This is a genomic window from Achromobacter sp. (genome assembly GCF_050285585.1).
Lineage (GTDB): Bacteria > Pseudomonadota > Gammaproteobacteria > Burkholderiales > Burkholderiaceae_B > Achromobacter.
Window position 1 is genome coordinate 226730 of record NZ_JBLZXF010000002.1, and the last position, 17150, is coordinate 243879.

The following is a 17150-nucleotide window of genomic DNA, read 5'->3' on the forward strand; positions in this document are numbered from 1 at the left end:
CGCGCTCCTGGGCGGACAACCGCCCTGTCCCGGCGCGGCAGGCCGCTCTTCCCACTAATTAGGGACGCATTAAATCCAGGCAAAAAAAAAGCCCGAGATCGTGAGATCTCGGGCTAAATCCACCAAAGGAGGAGGGTGGAGGAGACAACCTTGGCATGTTGGGAGCGGGGTTTCCGCTCGCTGCGCTTTCGGGGTTTTGCACCGCGCCGACTGCGTTTCAACATCCGATGAGTGAATAGTACAGAGGTTTTTTGTGCGATGCAAGATTTTTTTTGATCCGCAAGCCTGACGGTTTTTTTCGTTGCGTTTTTGCGTCAGGGCTACCGCCCTCCCCCTGGAAACCCGCGCCGATCTTCGGTTTGTCCAAAAAAAGGGTTTTTGCCGAATGGGTAAACCCGTTTCGGATTAACCCTAGATGGCATCGGGTAATCCCGCGCTATCTTTTGCACCAGAACGGTGCGTCGAGCACCATCTTGCCGCTTTTTTGCGCATCGCAACATTTTGATGCGGGCCGCCTCAGATCCAGTAAGCCGTGGTCGTCATGACCTTCGACATGGCCTTCATCGCCGTCCGCACGGGCAGCGGCAGGGGGACGCCCCCGGCCTCCTCCGCGCTGGCCCGGTGCTGCGCTTCGTCTTCCTTCATCTTCTGGACGATCTGGCGCGAGCGCTCGTCCTGCACCGGCAAGGTGCGCAGATGGCTTTCGAGATGGGCCTCGACCTGCTTTTCGGTCTCGGCCATGAAGCCCAGGTTGCGGGGCACGCCGGCGTAGCTGGCCAGCACGCCAAGGGCAAACGACCCCGCGTACCAGACCGGATTCAACAGGCTGGCGCGGCTGCCGAGCTCCGTCAGGCGCTGATTGCACCAGACCAGGTGGTCCACTTCTTCCGAGGCGGCGTTCAGCAGCAACGCGCGCGGCGCCGGCTCGCGGCACACGGAGGCTTGGCCGCGGTATAGCGCCTGGGCGCAAACCTCTCCGACGTGGTTCACGCGCATCAGCCCGGCCGCGTGGCGCTTCTCCTGGGCCGACAGGGCTTGCGGCGCCTCGTCGGCGGTCGCCGGATAGGGCCGCCCGGCGGTGGCGCTGCCGCTCAGCACCCGCAAGGCGCGGTCCGCTTCGGCCAGCAAGGCGTCCAGCGGATTGGTGCGGCGCAGGAAAGAAACAGGGCCGGGTCGGGACAGGGCGGTGGACATAAACGACTCCTTGGCAAGGCAGGCGCCCCGCCCCTGAGGCTGGGCGGGGCTCTCATGCCTGGAATTGTACGCAACAGGTATCATCAACCATTGACTGCGCTCAAGCTCAAGGACACGACAAAATGGAATGCACGATCGACTGGGGCGGCCCGAACGGCATGCTCTTCACCGCCAGCACCGGCAGCGGCCACGTGGCCGTCATGGACGGCGCCGTGGACGGCGGCGGCCACAACCTTGCCCCCCGCCCGATGGAAATGCTGCTGGCCGGCACCGGCGGCTGCACCGCGTACGACGTGGTGCTCATCCTCAAGCGCGGCCGCCACGCGGTCAGCGGCTGCAGCGTCAAGCTGCAGGCAGAACGCGCCGACAGCGATCCTAAGGTCTTCACGCGCATCCATTTCGCTTTCACCGTCACCGGCCGCAACCTGCCGCGCGCCGCGGTCGAGCGCGCCGTGCAGCTCTCCCACGAAAAATACTGTTCCGCCTCGGCCATGCTGGAAAAGACGGCGACCTTGACGTTCTCGGTCGATATCGTCGACACGCAGGAAACACCCGCGGCAGCCTGAACCACCATGAAACAATATCTGGACCTCGTTCAAACCATCCTGGACACCGGCGCGTGGCAGGAAAACCGCACCGGCATACGCACCCTGAGCATGCCGGGCGCATCGCTGCGCTTCGACCTGCAGCAAGGTTTTCCCGCGGTGACCACCAAGAAGCTGGCGTTCAAATCGGCCATCGGCGAAATGGTGGGCTTCCTGCGCGCCTCCCGCAGCGCGGCGGAATTCCGCGAACTCGGCTGCAAGGTCTGGGACCAGAACGCCAACGAAAACAGCCAATGGCTGGCCAACCCGTACCGCGAAGGGGCCGACGACCTCGGTCCGGTCTACGGCGTGCAGTGGCGCCAGTGGCCCGCGTACAAGATGCTGGACGCCGGCCGCGGCGACCAGATCGCCGACGCCCTCTCGCGCGGGTACGCCAAGGTGGCCGACCTGGAAGAAGGCGGCCAGCCGAAGGTGCTGCTGTACAAGGCGGTGGACCAGTTGCGGCAATGCCTGGACACCATCCACGAGCGTCCCGGCGACCGCCGCATTCTGTTCCACGGCTGGAATTGGGCGCAGATCGAGGAAATGGCGCTGCCGCCCTGCCACCTGCTGTATCAGTTCCTGCCGAACGCGACGACCCGCGAAATCTCGCTGTGCCTGTACATCCGGTCCAATGACGTCGGCCTGGGCACGCCGTTCAACCTGACCGAAGGCGCGGCGCTGCTGCATCTGGTGGGCCGGCTGACGGGCTACACGCCGCGCTGGTTCTCCTACTTCATCGGCGACGCCCACATCTATGAAAACCACCTGCCGATGCTGCGCGAGCAACTGACGCGCGAACCCTACGAGGCGCCCCGGCTGATCCTGTCGGACCGCATCCCGGACTTCGCGGCCACCGGGCGCTACGAACCCGAATGGCTGGAAAAGGTGGAGCCCGGAGACTTCTCGCTTTCCGGCTACCGGCACCACGCCCCCCTCACGGCGGCCATGGCCGTCTAAGCGTCCTCGTCGGGCCACGGGCCCACGGCTCCTGGAATGGATTGTCACGGGCATTGCCCCGGGGCGCGGCCCCCGGGCCGCGCCCGGGTGCGCTCCTTCGGCCACAAGTGAAGATTGGTGAGCTTCTGGAAGCGCGATTTCGGTATAACCCATCCCTTAGTCACGGACGCGCGTCCGGCATGTTTCGCGCGCCGTTGGCTCCGACCGGCCCATGCCGCGCCATGCCCGTCGCTCGCCGCGAAACTGGGCACTCCGCCTGGCAACGCCGACCGCCGGCGTTACCCAACCGCCTTCCCCTTCCCGACTAGAGAGTACCGATATCGCCAAACTCGGCAGCAGGACTTGCCCTGCGATCGAATTGCAACCGTTGACTACCAATTGATTTGAGTTGAAGCCCGCGCGGCGGCGGTATGCGCTAAGGACAGGACCCCACAAATGCTCGTTGGAACTTATAACCCTTCGCTCGTCCTCGTATCCCTAGGGGTCGCCATCCTGGCGTCATACACAGCGTTGGGCATGGCCAACCGCGTCAGGGCGGCGAACGGACTGCCCGCCGCCCGCTATTGGCTGGCAGGCGGAGCCTTCGCCATGGGAGTCGGCGTCTGGTCCATGCATTTCGTCGGCATGCTGGCCTTCTCCCTTCCCATCCCGATGGGCTATGACCTGCCGCTGACCGTCCTGTCGCTGGGCATCGCCATCGGCTGCTCCGCATTCGCGCTGTGGACCGTGAGCAAGGACGAACTGCCGGGCCGGCGGCTGGCGTTCGGCGCCCTGTTGATGGGCGCGGGAATCGCGGCGATGCATTACCTCGGCATGGCCGCCATGCGCATGGCGCCCGGGATCGCCTACGACGCGAAATGGTTCGCGCTGTCCATCCTCATCGCCGTGGCTGCCTCGGGCGCGGCGCTGTGGATCACCTACCGCCTGCGCCAGGACGGCCCCCGGATGGCCCTGTCGCGCCCGCTCGCCGCCGTCGTCATGGGCCTCGCCATCGTGGGCATGCACTATACGGGCATGGAAGCCGCCGGCTTCCCGGAGGGCAGCATCTGCATGGCGGCGGATGGCGGCATTTCGGCCGGCTGGCTGGCCATCGCCGTCACCGCGGTGACCTTGAGCGTGCTGGCCATCGCCCTGCTGGTCGCGGTGCTGGACAACCGGCTGGAGGCTCGCACCTCGGCCCTCGCCTCCTCGCTGGCCGAGGCCAACGAGGAACTGGTGCAGCTGGCGCTGCACGACACCCTCACCAAGCTGCCCAACCGCATCCTGCTGGAAGACCGGATGGAGCAGGCCATCGAGAGCGCCAGCCGGCGCAAGGGCTATTTCGCCGTGCTGTTCTTCGACCTTGACGGCTTCAAGGCGGTCAACGACGCCTACGGGCACCACACGGGCGACGCCCTGCTGGTCGACCTGGCGCAGCGCATCCGCCAGACCCTGCGCACCCAGGACACGGTGGCGCGCCTGGGCGGCGACGAATTCATCGTGCTCAGCGAAGTGATCGAACCCACCGACGCGGCCAACGTGGCCGATCGCCTGATCGACGCGATCGCCCGCCCGGTCACGGTATACGGGCACGAAGTGCTGGTCACTTCCAGCGTCGGCATCGCCATCTATCCGAACGACGGCGAAGACACCCACGCCCTGCTGACCAACGCCGACGCCGCGATGTATCACGCCAAGCGCCTGGGCGGCACCGGCTACAGCTTCTTCGAGCCGTCCATGAACGCGGACGCGCACGAACAGATCGAACTGCTGCACGATCTGCGCCTGGCACAGGAACGCAACCAGTTCGTCCTGCACTACCAGCCCAAGTACGAGGCGCCCTCCGGCCCCATCGTCGGCGCCGAGGCGCTGCTGCGCTGGAACCATCCCACACGCGGTCTGGTGGGCCCGGACCAGTTCATTCCGACGGCCGAAAAGACCGGCCTGATCCTGTCCATCGGCGAATGGGTCGTCAACGAGGCCTGCCGGCAGATGCGGGAATGGATAGACGCCGGCCAGGGCCACTGGACCATCGCCGTCAACATCTCGGCGCTGCAGTTCGCCCACGCCAGCCTGGTGGAGACGGTGCGCTCCGCGCTGCTGCGGCACAACGTTCCGCCGGCCTGCCTGACCCTGGAAGTGACCGAGTCCACCGCGATGCGCGACGCCGAGGCCAGCCTGGCGGTGCTCAAGCGCCTGTCGGCCCTGGGCGTGACGATTTCGATCGACGATTTCGGCACCGGCTATTCCAGCCTGCTCTATCTGAAACGCCTGCCGGCGACCGAACTGAAGATAGACCGCGGCTTCGTGAACCAGCTGGAGAACGACAACGAGGACGCCGCCATCGTGTCGGCCATCGTCGCGCTGGCGCAGCAGCTCAACCTGCGCATCGTGGCCGAGGGCGTGGAAACGACGGCGCAGCAGAAATTCCTGACCGGGCTGGGCTGCGACTCCCTGCAAGGCTTCCTCCTGGGCAGGCCCATGCCGGCCACCGAATTCCTGGAACACGCCGCGGACTGAGCCGCCCGCGCGGCGCCGGGCGGCGCAAATTTGCTACGCTAGGCGCATCCTACCGAATCACCAACGCAGCCTATCCGCATGTCCGCCCGCCTCACCCTGATCGTCGCCTATTCCACCAACCGCGCCATCGGCCGCGACAACGCCCTGCCCTGGAAGCTGCCGGGCGACCTGGCGCACTTCAAGCGCAGCACGCTGGGCCGCCCCATCATCATGGGCCGCAAGACCTGGGATTCCCTGGGCCGTCCGCTGCCCGGCCGCAGCAATATCGTGATCAGCCGCAACCCCGGCTTCGCCGCCGAGGGCGCGACCGTGGTCCCGACCCTGCAGGCGGCCATCGACGCCTGCGGCGGCGTCGATGAAGCCTTCGTGATCGGCGGCGCCCAGATCTATGCGCAGGCCCTGCCGCTGGCGCGGCGCGTGCTGGCCACCGAAGTCCGCGCCGACGTCGAGGGCGACGCCTTTTTCCCGCTGCTGCCGTCCTTCCAATGGAAGGAAACGGCGCGCGAACCGCAGCCCGCGGAAAACGGCTACGACTACGACTTCGTCACGTACGAACGCGCGTAGCCCCTCCCCGACCTACGCGCCTGCGTTGCGCATGAATCGCCAGAGTTCCGGGGCTTCGGAATAGGCGACGTTAAAGCGGATCCAGGGGGTGTCGGCCTCGTCCACCTCGAAGTATGAGCCCGGCGCCAGCCAGATGCCATCCTTGAGCGCGAGCTCCGCCAGGCCATTGGCGCCGCGCTCGCGCCACTGCCCCCCGGCCTTCGCCCACAGGAACAGGCCGCCCTGGGGCCGCCCGTAGATCTCGAAGCCGTGCTGCTCCATCAGCAGGCCGACGCTGGCATGGGCCTGGGCCAGCCGCTCGCGGGTGCGGGCGATGTGGGCTCGGTAGCGCCCTTCGCGGATGACCTGGTGCACGATGCGCTCCATGATCTCCGGCGACGTCAGGCCCACCGCCATCTTGGTGCGCGCGATGTCGCGGATGAGATCCCGGTGCGCGACCACGTAGCCCACGCGCACCGAGGGGCTGATGACCTTGGAATAACCGCCCAGATAGACCACCCTCCGGGCGCCGTCCAGCGCGGCCAGCATCGGCGTCACGCCGGGCGCGAGCTCGCGGGAAATATCGTCCTCTATTACCCACAGGCCGTGGCGTTCCGCCGCCTGCAGGATGCGGAACGCGTTGGCCATGCCGATACTGGCGCCCGACGGATTCTGCAGGGCGGTATTGACGAACAGCGCGCGGGGCCGGTGCCGGGCCACGGCGGCGTCCAGCGCATCGCAATCCAGGCCCTCCAGCGTGCGCGGCACGGCCACCGCCCGCAAGCCCGCCAAGCGCAGCATCTGCAGGAGATTGGCGTAGGCCGGCTGCTCCACGAGCACCGTATCGCCCGGCCGCAGCAGGGTACGGATCACCATGTCCAGGCCGTGCGTCACGCCTTGCGTCAGCAGGACCTGCGACGCCTCGACCTCCATGCCCTGCGCGCTGAGACTGGCCGCGATGGTCTCGCGCAGCGGCGCATAGCCATAGGGATGCCCATAGTTCGCGATCCGCATCGCCGGCACCCGCCCCATGTGGCGCAGCGCCATGTGCAGCCCCTCTTCGTTCAGCCATTCGCCCGGCAGCCATCCGCATCCCGACTTGATGGGAATCGAGTGGTCCGCGAAGATATCCGACAGCAGCCACCCCGCGTTCAGCCGGGGCGGCTCCCAGGAGAGCGGCTGGCGAGGACGCGCGGGCGCGTCCGGCATGGCGACCCGGTATCCCGCGCCTGGCCGCGCCGCCAGCCAGCCCAGCGACACGAGCCGGCTGTAGGCGCTGGCCACGGTAAACGTGCTTACACCGTACTGGCGCGCGAACTCGCGCACCGAGGGCAGCGGCATGCCCGGGCGCAGCGTGTGCGCCTCGATGGCCTGCAAGATGGCGCCGACCAGTTGCTCGACCAGGGTCGGCGCATGGCCGCGGGCGCGGGTGGGCTGGAAATCGATCACGAAGATAACTGTACAGTTGTGCTGCCCACAACTATACAGTTAGCGGCATTTGCGCGGATCGTATATTTGCATTCCCCTCCGGACGCACCAGAATCGTCTGCATGCCGCTGGCTGCGCGATCGTCGCGCGAGCCCGGCGCCCGTCCTACCCTGGAGCCGCCATGAACGCCCCCGCCGCCTTGCCCGATCTGTCCCATCTCTGGATGCCTTTTACCGCCAACAAGCAGTTCAAGGCCCATCCGCGCATGCTGGCCACGGCCAAAGGCATGTACTACACCTCGGCCGACGGGCGCCAGGTCCTGGACGGCACCGCCGGCCTGTGGTGCGTCAATGCCGGCCATGGCCGCGAGGAAATCGTTGCCGCGATCGCCAACCAGGCGGGCACCATGGACTACGCCCCGGGCTTCCAGCTGGGCCATCCGCTGGCCTTCGAAGCCGCCACGGCCGTCGCCGGCCTGATGCCCCAGGGGCTGGATCGCGTCTTCTTCACGAACTCGGGCTCCGAGTCCGTCGACACGTCCCTGAAAATCGCCCTGGCCTATCACCGCGCGCGCGGCGAAGGCCAGCGCACCCGCCTGATCGGCCGCGAGCGCGGCTACCACGGCGTAGGCTTCGGCGGCATCTCGGTCGGCGGCATTTCCGCCAACCGCAAGACCTTCTCCGGCGCGCTTCTGCCCGCCGTCGACCACCTGCCGCACACCCACAACCTGGAGCAGAACGCCTACTCCAAGGGCCAGCCTGCGTGGGGCGCCCAACTGGCCGACGAGCTCGAGCGCATCATCGCCCTGCACGACGCGTCCACTATCGCCGCCGTGATCGTCGAACCCATGGCCGGCTCCACCGGCGTGCTGATCCCGCCCAAGGGCTACCTGGAAAAGCTGCGCGAAATCACCGCCAAGCACGGCATCCTGCTGATTTTCGACGAAGTGATCACCGCCTACGGCCGCCTGGGCGCCGCCACCGCCTCGGGATTCTTCGGCGTGACGCCGGACATCATCGCCATGGCCAAGGGCGTCAGCAACGCCGCGGTGCCCGCCGGCGCGGTGGCCGTCAAGCGCGAAGTGCATGACGCCATCGTCAACGGCCCCGCCGGCGGCATCGAGTTCTTCCACGGCTACACCTATTCGGCGCACCCGCTCGCGGCCGCCGCCATCCTCGCGACCCTGGACATCTACCGCCGCGAGGACCTGTTCGGCCGCGCGCGCAAGCTGTCCGGCGCCTTCGAGGCCGCCGCGCACTCCCTGAAGGGCGCGCCCCACGTGATCGACGTGCGCAATCTGGGCCTGGTCTGCGGCATCGAACTGGCGCCGCGCGCGGGGGCGCCGGGCGCGCGCGCCGCCGAGGTCTTCCAGAAGTGCTTCGACAGCGGCCTGATGGTGCGCTACACCGGCGACATCATCGCCATCTCTCCCCCGCTGATCATCGAAGAGGCCCAGATCGGGCAGATCTTCGAACAGATCGGCAAGGTCCTGAAGGAAGTTGCATGAAGACGATCCCCCATTTCATCAACGGCCAGCGTTACGACGGCAGCAGCAGCCGTTACGCCGACGGCTTCAACCCCGCCACCGGCGAAGTCACGACTTCGATCCCGCTGGCCTCCAACGAGGACGTGGCGCTGGCCGTGGCCGCCGCCAAGGCCGCCTTTCCGGCGTGGTCCGAAACCCCCGCGCTCAAGCGCGCCCGCGTCCTGTTCAACTTCAAGGCGCTGCTGGACAAGCATCAGGACGAACTGGCCGAACTGATCACGCGCGAACACGGCAAGGTCTTCTCCGACGCCAAGGGCGAAGTCACGCGCGGCATCGAGGTCGTCGAATTCGCCTGCGGCATTCCCCAACTGCTCAAGGGTCAGTACTCCGACCAGATCGGCGGCGGCATCGACAACTGGAGCATGCGCCAGGCCCTGGGCGTGGTTGCCGGCATCACGCCGTTCAATTTCCCCATGATGGTGCCGTGCTGGATGTTCCCCGTGGCCATCGCCTGCGGCAACACCTTCGTGCTCAAGCCCTCCGAGCGCGACCCGTCGGCGTCGCTGCGCCTGGCCGAGCTGCTGACCGAGGCCGGCCTGCCTCCCGGCGTCTTCAACGTCGTGCACGGCGACAAGCAGGCCGTGGACGCGCTGATCGCGCACCAGGACGTGGAAGCCCTGTCCTTCGTCGGCTCCACCCCCATCGCCGAATACATCTACGCGGAAGGCACGCGCCGCGGCAAGCGCGTGCAGGCGCTGGGCGGCGCCAAGAACCATCTCGTCGTCATGCCCGACGCGGACCTGGACCAGGTCACCGACGCCTTGATGGGCGCGGCCTATGGCTCCGCCGGCGAACGCTGCATGGCCATCTCGGTCGCCGTGGCGGTGGGCGACGTGGCCGACAAGGTGATCGAGCGCCTGACCCCGCGGGTGAAGTCGCTGATCGTCAAGGACGGCATGCAGGCCGACGCTGAAATGGGACCGCTGGTAACCGCCCAGCATCGCAAGAAGGTCATGGGCTACATCGAAGACGGCATCGCCGCCGGCGCCGACCTGGTGGTGGACGGGCGCGGCCTGAGCGTGCCCGGCAACGAGCGCGGCTTCTTCCTGGGCGGCACGCTGTTCGACAACGTGAAGCCGTCGATGAACATTTACCGCGAAGAGATCTTCGGGCCGGTGCTGTGCATCGTGCGCGTCCCGGATTTCGCCTCGGCGGTGGACCTGATCAATGCCCACGAATTCGGCAACGGCGTGGCCTGCTTCACGTCCGACGGCGGCGTGGCCCGCGCCTTCGCCCGCCAGATCAAGGTGGGCATGGTCGGCATCAACGTGCCGATCCCCGTGCCCATGGCCTGGCATTCCTTCGGCGGCTGGAAGCGTTCGCTGTTCGGCGACCACCATGCCTACGGCGAGGAAGGCATCCGCTTCTATTCGCGCTACAAGAGCGTGATGCAGCGCTGGCCCGACAGCATCGCCAAGGGCGCGGAATTCACCATGCCCGTGGCTAAGTGAGGCCCCCCCCCGAAGCGCTTCGCGCTTCCCCCCCAGGGGGGCGTCGCGGCGGACCGGCGGAGCCCGGATCCGCGCGACCCCGCTTGGGGACGGCCTTGCCTGATTGTGGCGTTGTGCCTGTTTTATGCGTGGTTGGGGGTACGGCAGCGCCATTTCAGAACTGACTCGGGCGCGGCGTAGCCGCGCCTTCCTCACATCAAAACGATAAGGGGAATCCTGATGCGCATCGGGATAGGCGGCTTTCAGCACGAAACCAATACCTTCGCGCCGTCGCGCGCCGCTTGGGAGGACTTCGCCGAGAAAGGCGGCGGCTGGCCCAGGCTCGTCAGCGGGCCCGCGATGTTCCAGGCGGTCGCGGGCGCCAACATCCCGGTGGCGGGCTTCATCGAGGCCATGGGCCGGCACACGCTGCTGCCCACCACCTGGGCCGCGGCCAGCCCCTCCGGCCCGGTCACCCAGGACGCGTTCGAGCGCATCAGCGCCATGATCCTGCAGGGCCTGTCGCAGGCGGCGCCGCTGGACGGCGTCTACCTGGACCTGCACGGCGCGATGGTGACCGAACACCTGGACGACGGCGAGGGCGAATTGCTCAAGCGCGTGCGCGAACTGGTGGGGCCGGACGTGCCCGTGGTGGCCAGCCTGGATCTGCACGCCAATGTCACGCGCGACATGGTCCGCTACGCCGACGCCCTGGTCTGCTATCGGACCTATCCCCACATCGATATGGCCGAAACCGGGCAGCGCGCCGCGGAACTGCTGCAAAAACGGCTGGCCGGCATGCGGCGGCCCTGCGTGGCGCTGCGCTCCCTGCCGTACCTGATCTCCCTGTGCTGGCAGTCCACCGATATCGAGCCGTCCCGCAGCCTGTACCAGCTGGTGGGCGACATCGAAGCGCGCGGCGCGGCCAGCCTGTCGTTCGCCACGGGATTTCCCGCGGCGGACTTCCCCGAATGCGCGCCCACGGTGTGGGCCTATGGCGCCACCCAGGCCGAGGCCGACGCCGCGGCCGACGAAATGACGCGCGCCGTCCTCAACGCCGAGCGCGATTTCGGCGGCAGGCTGTACACGCCCGACGAGGCCGTGCAAGAGGCCATGCGCCTGGCGCGCGACGCCGCCGGGCCCATCGTCATCGCCGATGCGCAGGACAACCCCGGCGCGGGCGGCAGCTCGGACACCACCGGCGTGCTGCGCGCGCTGATCCGCCACGACGCGCGCGATGCGGCCATCGGACTGATCGTGGATCCCGGGGCGGCGTTGGCCGCCCACCACGCCGGCGTAGGGAAAAAGGTCCGAATTGCACTGGGTGGACATTCGGGTATTCCCGACGACGAACCGCTGGACACCGAATTCATTGTCGAGAAAACTTCGGATGGGCGTTTCGATACGCACGGCGCGTTCTACCGCGGATTCCACATGGACCTGGGCCCCAGCGCCTGCCTGCGCATCGGCGGCGTGCGCATCGTCGTTGCTTCCAACAAGGTGCAGATGGCCGACCAGGAGATGTTCCGCTTCGCGGGCGTGGAGCCGCGGCGCGCGGCCATCCTGGTCGTCAAGAGTTCCGCGCACTTCCGCGCCGATTTCTCTCCGATCGCGCAAACGATCCTGGTGTGCGCGGCCCCCGGCTCGATGCTGATGGATGCGGCAAAACAACCATGGACACGGTTGCGCCCGGGCATCAGAATGGCGCCTTGCGGACCGGTCTTTTCCGGCCAGTCGGCTACCGCCTGAAACCTCGCACGCCGCTTCGCGCGGCGGGTTAACGACGCAGCGGCGCATCGCGCCGCTCATTACGCATCAAGGGGAAGATTCATGCTGAAGTTCGTCCGAGCCGCCGCGTTGGCGGGCGCAACCCTCATGATGGCTCACGGCGCCTACGCCGACACCGTCATAAAGGCGGTGATGCACTCGCCTCTGCGGCTGACCGATCCGCATGCCACCACCGCGTACATCACGACGTGGCACGGCTACATGATCTACGACACCCTGCTGGCCACCGACGCCGACAACAAGATCCAGCCGCAGATGCTGGAAAAGTGGGAAGTCTCGCCCGACGGCAAGACCTACACCATGACGCTGCGCGACGGCCAGAAATGGCATGACGGCAAGCCCGTCACCTCGGAAGACTGCGTGGCCTCGATCAAGCGCTGGGCCGCCGGCGACGGCATGGGCCGCACGCTGATGAAGTTCACCGACAAGATCGAAGTCATCGACGACAAGAACTTCCGCATCGTCATGAAGGAGCCCACCGACCTGGCGCTGCGCGCCCTGTCCAAGCCCACGGGCACCGCGCCCTTCATGATGCCCAAGCGCATCGCGGACCTAGCCATCGGCCAGCCTATCACCGACATGACCGGCTCGGGCCCGTTCAAGGTCGTCGAATTCAAGCCGGGCGTGAAGACGGTCTACGCCAAGAACGCCGACTACGTGCCGCGCAAGGAGCCCGCCAGCGGCCTGGCCGGCGGCAAGGTCGTGAACGTGGACAAGGTCGAATGGGATGTCATGCCCGACGCCCTGACCACCGCCAATGCGCTGCTGGGCGGCGAGATCGACTTCGTCGAGCAGTTCCCCTACGACCTGCTGCCGATGGTCGAAGGCAACAAGGACCTGAAGGAAGAGTCGCTCAGCCCGGTCGGCTACTTCACGATGTACCGCTTCAACTTCAAGTACCCGCCCTTCAACAACAAGAAGATCCGCCAGGCCGCGATGTACGCCATCGGCCAGGAAGACGTGATGAAGGCGCTGGTCGGCAATCCCAAGTACTGGAAGACCTGCGCCTCGCTGTGGGGCTGCGGCACGCCCCTGGAAAGCGACATCGGCAAGGACATGGTGGTGCCTTCCAACATCGAGAAGGCGAAGGCCCTCCTGAAGGAAGCGGGCTACGACAACACGCCCATCCTGGTCATGCACGCGACCGACGTGGGCACGCTGTCGGCCCAGCCGGTCGTGATGGCCCAGGCCCTGCGCAAGGCCGGGTTCAACGTCAACCTGGCCGCGATGGACTGGCAGAGCGTGGCCACCCGCCGCGCCTCCAAGGCGGCGCCCGCGGAAGGCGGCTGGAACGTCCACAACACCAACTGGTACGCGACCGACGTGATGGATCCGGTCCGTTCCGCCCCGGCCGCCGCCAACGGCGACAATGCCTGGTTCGGCTGGCCCGACTTCCCGCAGATCGAGGAACTGCGCACGAAGATGGCGCTGACCTCCGACCCGGCCGAACAGAAGAAGATCGCCGAGGAAGTGCAGCGCATCGGCATCGACGAGGGCCTGTACGTGCCGCTGGGCCAGATGTCGGTGCCCACGGTGTACTCGACCAAGCTCTCGGGCCTGGTCCATGCGCCCGTCTTCGCGTTCTGGAACGTCAAGAAAGCCCCTTGACGGGCAACAAGTTGTTGAGGGGGAATTACATGCTGGCATTTGTCTCACGCCGGCTCCTCGCGACCATCCCCGTTCTGGTGATGGTCGCGGTGGTGGTCTTCGCGATATTGCGTTTCAGCCCGGGGGATCCGGCCATCATCATGGCGGGCGATGGCGCCACGCCCGAGCGTATCGAACAGATACGGCAGACGATGGGCCTGGACCAGCCGGTCATCAAACAGTTTTTCATCTGGGGCGGCAGGCTCCTGCAAGGCGACCTGGGCACGTCGCTGATGTCCGGCGTGCCGGTCACCAAGCTGATAGGCCAACGGCTGGAGCCCTCGCTGGGTCTGGCCGTCCTGACCCTCGCCTTCACCCTGGTCGTCGCCATCCCTCTGGGGATCCTCGCGGCCTGGCGCCAGGGCAAGCTGCTGGACCGCGCGGTGATGGGCTTTTCGGTGCTGGGGTTCTCCGTGCCGGTGTTCGTCACGGGCTACCTGCTCATCTGGCTCTTCGCCATCAAGCTGGGCTGGTTCAACGTGCAGGGGTACTCGCCGCTGGCCAACGGCTTGTGGCCGTTCCTGCACCGGCTCATCCTGCCGTCGCTGGCGCTGTCCACGGTCTACGTGGCGCTGATCGCGCGCATCACGCGCACCAGCGTGATCGAGGTCATGGGCGAGGACTTCATCCGCACCGCCCGATCCAAGGGCCTGGGCGAGACCGGCGTCCTGCTGGGGCACGCGCTGCGCAACGCGGCCGTGCCGATCGCCACCGTCGTGGGCCTGGGCATCGCGCTGCTGATCAGCGGCGTCGTCGTGACGGAATCGGTGTTCAACATTCCCGGCCTGGGCCGGCTGGTGGTGGAAGCCGTGCTCGCCCGCGACTATCCGGTCATCCAGGGCCTGACGCTCTTCTTCGCGTTCGTCTACGTGTTCATCAACCTGGTTGTCGATTGCGCCTACATGGTGTTCGACCCGCGGATCAGATACTAGGGGCCGGCCCATGCAAACGCCAACCGAAGTCGCCGATCTTCCCGGCGGCGGAAATCCTCAAGTCACGGCCTGGCGGCAGGTGCGCCAGGGCCTCAAGAGCTGGCCCGTCATGCTGGCGCTGGTGGTGCTGGCGGCGATCGTCGTCATCGCGCTGTTCGCGCCCCTGCTGGGCACGGTCGACCCCACCCTCATCAACCCGGGCTCGCGCCTGAAGCAGCCCTTCACCGACTATCTGCTCGGCACGGACGCCTTCGGCCGCGACGTCTGGTCGCGCGTGGCCTACGGCGCCCGCGTCTCGCTCATCGCGGGCCTGGGCGCGGCGGTCGTCAGCGTCGCCATCGGGCTGGTCATCGGCGTGATCGCGGGCTGGTTCCGTTCGCTGGACGGGCTGATCATGCGCACGATGGACGCCATCATGGCCATTCCCGGCATCCTGCTGGCGATCGCCCTGGTGTCCGTCACGGGGGCCAGCCTCATGACCGTGCTGGTGGCCATCACCATCCCGGAAATCCCCCGGGTGGTCCGGCTGGTGCGCGGCCAGATCCTGACCGTGCGCGGCGAGCCCTACGTGGAAGCCGCGCTGGCGCTGGGCACGCCGCTGCCGCTGCTGCTGTGGCGCCACATGGTGCCCAGCACGATCGCGCCGCTGACGGTGCAGGGCACCTATGTCTTCGCATCCGCGATGCTGACCGAGGCCATCCTCAGCTTCTTGGGCGCGGGGATCCCTCCCGAGATCGCCTCCTGGGGCAACATCATGTCCGAGGGCCGCATGTATTTCCGCATGCTGCCCGGGCTGATTCTCTTTCCCGGCCTGTTCCTGTCGCTGACGGTGCTCAGCGTGAACATCCTGGGAGACGCCTTGCGCGACGCGCTGGACCCGAAAATGGTGCGCAGAATCTGATGTCGACAACCTATACCCCCACTCCCCCTGCGGGCGACACCTCGTCCGCCATCCTGGCCATCCGCAATCTGTCGGTGGAAGTCGCGGGCGCGGGCAACCGCGTCGTGCGCAATCTCAGCCTGGACGTGCATGCGGGCGAAACCGTGTGCGTCGTCGGCGAGTCCGGCTCGGGCAAGTCCGTCACGTCATTGGCGGTCATGGGCCTGCTGCCTCCGGGCGTGCTGTCCGTCAACGCCGGTTCGATCCGCGTGGAGGGCGAAGACGTGGTCACGGCCACCCAGCGCCGCCTGCGAGAGATGCGCGCCACCCGCATGGCCATGGTGTTCCAGGAACCCATGACCGCGCTGAACCCCGTGCATACGGTGGGCAAGCAGGTCGACGAAGTCCTGCGCCTGCACCGCAAGAAGATGTCGGCCGCCGAACGCCGCGCCAAGGTGCTGGACATGTTCCGGTCCGTGCACCTGCCGGACGTCGAGCGCATCTTCGACTCCTATCCCCACCAGCTGTCGGGCGGACAGCGCCAGCGCATCGTCATCGCGATGGCGCTGATCCTCGAGCCCAAGCTGCTCATTGCGGACGAACCCACCACCGCGCTGGACGTCACGACCCAGAAGCAGATCCTGGCGCTCATCAAGGAGCTGCAGGTCAAGCACCAGACGGCCGTGCTGTTCATCACGCACGACTTCGGCGTCGTGGCCGAGATCTCCGACCGCATCATCGTCATGAACCGCGGAGACCTGGTCGAAAGCGGCACCCGCGACGAGATCCTGGCCCAGCCCAAGCAGTCCTACACCCGGCGCCTGGTGTCCTCCGTGCCCAGCCTGGTGCCTTCGCGCCGCGAGGCGCCCTCGGGCATGCCGGTGCTGCACGTCAAGGGGCTGGGCCGCACCTACGGCGGCAAGCATTCGGTGCTGTCGCGCAAGGCCTCGCACAACATCATCGCGGCCGCCGACGTGAACCTCACGCTGCGCAAGGGTGAAATCCTGGGCATCGTGGGCGAATCCGGCTCGGGCAAGTCCACGGTGGCGCGCTGCATCGTGCGCCTGATCGAACCCACCGCCGGCCACATGATGATGGGCGGCGAAGACCTCAGCACGCTGTCCGGCTCGGCCCTGCGCCCCGTGCGCCGCCGGATCCAGATCGTGTTCCAGGATCCCTACCGTTCGCTGAACCCCCGCCGCACCGTCGGCGAATCCATCATCGAAGGCCTGCTCAATTTCGGCGTGCCGCGCGAGCAGGCCTTGAAGCGCGCCGGCGAAACCCTCGCCGTGGTCGGCTTGAGCCCGGACGCCATGCAGCGCTATCCGCACCAGTTCTCCGGCGGTCAGCGCCAGCGCATCTGCATCGCGCGCGCCCTGGTCATGGATCCGGAAATCCTGGTGGCCGACGAGGCCGTGTCCGCGCTGGACGTATCCGTGCAGGCACAGGTGCTGGAATTGCTGGAGCAGGTGCGCCAGCGCACCGGCGTGGGCGTGCTGTTCATCACGCACGATCTGCGCGTGGCCGCCCAGATCTGCGACACCATCATGGTCATGCAGCGCGGCAAGGTCGTCGAGACCGGCTCGGCGGAGACCGTGCTGACCGAGCCGCGCCACGAATACACCCGGGCCCTGATCGACGCGGCGCCCGGGCGGGACTGGGACTTCCGCAACTTCCGGCCCATCTCGGCCGGCCTGGCGCCGGCCTCCGCGCCGTGAC

At 67.2% G+C, this 17150-nt stretch carries 13 protein-coding genes; 11 read left to right on the forward strand and 2 right to left on the reverse strand.

The window, feature by feature from the left end; all coding sequences use genetic code 11:
* Window positions 1-516 precede the first annotated feature (516 nt).
* Window positions 517-1194, reverse strand: a complete 678-nt coding sequence (coq7, locus tag ACN6PJ_RS04305) for a 2-polyprenyl-3-methyl-6-methoxy-1,4-benzoquinone monooxygenase (RefSeq protein ID WP_427994666.1) — start codon at window positions 1192-1194, stop codon at window positions 517-519.
* 122 nt (window positions 1195-1316) lie between these two features.
* On the opposite strand from coq7, the gene ACN6PJ_RS04310 reads away from it, so the two are divergent.
* The 4 genes from ACN6PJ_RS04310 to ACN6PJ_RS04325 all read left to right on the forward strand — a co-directional run bounded on the left by ACN6PJ_RS04310 (window position 1317) and on the right by ACN6PJ_RS04325 (window position 5801).
* The gene (locus ACN6PJ_RS04310) at window positions 1317-1760 is read left to right on the forward strand and encodes an OsmC family protein (protein ID WP_043546297.1); all 444 of its coding nucleotides are present in this window, start codon (window positions 1317-1319) and stop codon (window positions 1758-1760) included.
* A 6-nt stretch (window positions 1761-1766) separates the two neighbouring features.
* Window positions 1767-2738 (forward strand): thymidylate synthase, encoded by a 972-nt coding sequence (locus ACN6PJ_RS04315; protein WP_427994667.1) that lies wholly within the window; start codon window positions 1767-1769, stop codon window positions 2736-2738.
* A gap of 435 nt (window positions 2739-3173) precedes the next feature.
* On the forward strand, window positions 3174-5237 hold the full coding sequence (locus ACN6PJ_RS04320) for a putative bifunctional diguanylate cyclase/phosphodiesterase (protein WP_427994668.1): 2064 nt from the start codon (window positions 3174-3176) through the stop codon (window positions 5235-5237).
* Window positions 5238-5315: 78 nt separating this feature from the next.
* Complete coding sequence (locus ACN6PJ_RS04325; protein ID WP_427994669.1) at window positions 5316-5801, forward strand: dihydrofolate reductase; 486 nt, start codon at window positions 5316-5318, stop codon at window positions 5799-5801.
* Between the two features lie 12 nt (window positions 5802-5813).
* Here ACN6PJ_RS04325 and ACN6PJ_RS04330 read toward each other — a convergent pair whose 3' ends face one another.
* Entirely contained in the window at window positions 5814-7229 is a 1416-nt protein-coding gene (locus ACN6PJ_RS04330) for a PLP-dependent aminotransferase family protein (RefSeq protein WP_427994670.1), read from the reverse strand.
* Window positions 7230-7389: 160 nt separating this feature from the next.
* On the opposite strand from ACN6PJ_RS04330, the gene ACN6PJ_RS04335 reads away from it, so the two are divergent.
* The 7 genes from ACN6PJ_RS04335 (at window position 7390) to ACN6PJ_RS04365 (ending at window position 17149) form a co-directional block, all read left to right on the forward strand.
* The gene (locus ACN6PJ_RS04335) at window positions 7390-8715 is read left to right on the forward strand and encodes an aspartate aminotransferase family protein (RefSeq protein ID WP_427994671.1); all 1326 of its coding nucleotides are present in this window, start codon (window positions 7390-7392) and stop codon (window positions 8713-8715) included.
* Complete coding sequence (locus ACN6PJ_RS04340) at window positions 8712-10205, forward strand: CoA-acylating methylmalonate-semialdehyde dehydrogenase (RefSeq protein WP_427994672.1); 1494 nt, start codon at window positions 8712-8714, stop codon at window positions 10203-10205. Before ACN6PJ_RS04335 ends, ACN6PJ_RS04340 begins: the two co-directional genes overlap by 4 nt.
* A gap of 219 nt (window positions 10206-10424) precedes the next feature.
* The gene (locus ACN6PJ_RS04345) at window positions 10425-11933 is read left to right on the forward strand and encodes a M81 family metallopeptidase (protein ID WP_427994673.1); all 1509 of its coding nucleotides are present in this window, start codon (window positions 10425-10427) and stop codon (window positions 11931-11933) included.
* An 81-nt stretch (window positions 11934-12014) separates the two neighbouring features.
* Window positions 12015-13580 (forward strand): ABC transporter substrate-binding protein, encoded by a 1566-nt coding sequence (locus ACN6PJ_RS04350; protein WP_427994674.1) that lies wholly within the window; start codon window positions 12015-12017, stop codon window positions 13578-13580.
* 29 nt (window positions 13581-13609) lie between these two features.
* A complete protein-coding gene (locus tag ACN6PJ_RS04355) occupies window positions 13610-14551 on the forward strand; it encodes an ABC transporter permease (protein WP_427994675.1) in 942 nt (313 codons plus the stop codon).
* Between the two features lie 10 nt (window positions 14552-14561).
* On the forward strand, window positions 14562-15452 hold the full coding sequence (locus tag ACN6PJ_RS04360; protein ID WP_427994676.1) for an ABC transporter permease: 891 nt from the start codon (window positions 14562-14564) through the stop codon (window positions 15450-15452).
* Entirely contained in the window at window positions 15452-17149 is a 1698-nt protein-coding gene (locus ACN6PJ_RS04365) for an ABC transporter ATP-binding protein (RefSeq protein WP_427994677.1), read from the forward strand. The genes ACN6PJ_RS04360 and ACN6PJ_RS04365 overlap by 1 nt, the downstream gene beginning before the upstream one ends.
* Window position 17150 lies beyond the last annotated feature (1 nt).

What these genes read in the sequence shown, in the direction of transcription:
- ACN6PJ_RS04320 (WP_427994668.1), top strand. Translation starts at nt 3,174, where the DNA reads ATGCTCGTTGGAACTTATAACCCTTCGCTCGTCCTCGTATCCCTAGGG.
- ACN6PJ_RS04310 (WP_043546297.1), top strand. Translation starts at nt 1,317, where the DNA reads ATGGAATGCACGATCGACTGGGGCGGCCCGAACGGCATGCTCTTCACC.
- ACN6PJ_RS04355 (WP_427994675.1), top strand. Translation starts at nt 13,610, where the DNA reads ATGCTGGCATTTGTCTCACGCCGGCTCCTCGCGACCATCCCCGTTCTG.
- ACN6PJ_RS04350 (WP_427994674.1), top strand. Translation starts at nt 12,015, where the DNA reads ATGCTGAAGTTCGTCCGAGCCGCCGCGTTGGCGGGCGCAACCCTCATG.
- ACN6PJ_RS04360 (WP_427994676.1), top strand. Translation starts at nt 14,562, where the DNA reads ATGCAAACGCCAACCGAAGTCGCCGATCTTCCCGGCGGCGGAAATCCT.
- coq7 (WP_427994666.1), bottom strand. Translation starts at nt 1,194, where the DNA reads ATGTCCACCGCCCTGTCCCGACCCGGCCCTGTTTCTTTCCTGCGCCGC.
- ACN6PJ_RS04345 (WP_427994673.1), top strand. Translation starts at nt 10,425, where the DNA reads ATGCGCATCGGGATAGGCGGCTTTCAGCACGAAACCAATACCTTCGCG.
- ACN6PJ_RS04325 (WP_427994669.1), top strand. Translation starts at nt 5,316, where the DNA reads ATGTCCGCCCGCCTCACCCTGATCGTCGCCTATTCCACCAACCGCGCC.
- ACN6PJ_RS04335 (WP_427994671.1), top strand. Translation starts at nt 7,390, where the DNA reads ATGAACGCCCCCGCCGCCTTGCCCGATCTGTCCCATCTCTGGATGCCT.
- ACN6PJ_RS04365 (WP_427994677.1), top strand. Translation starts at nt 15,452, where the DNA reads ATGTCGACAACCTATACCCCCACTCCCCCTGCGGGCGACACCTCGTCC.
- ACN6PJ_RS04340 (WP_427994672.1), top strand. Translation starts at nt 8,712, where the DNA reads ATGAAGACGATCCCCCATTTCATCAACGGCCAGCGTTACGACGGCAGC.
- ACN6PJ_RS04315 (WP_427994667.1), top strand. Translation starts at nt 1,767, where the DNA reads ATGAAACAATATCTGGACCTCGTTCAAACCATCCTGGACACCGGCGCG.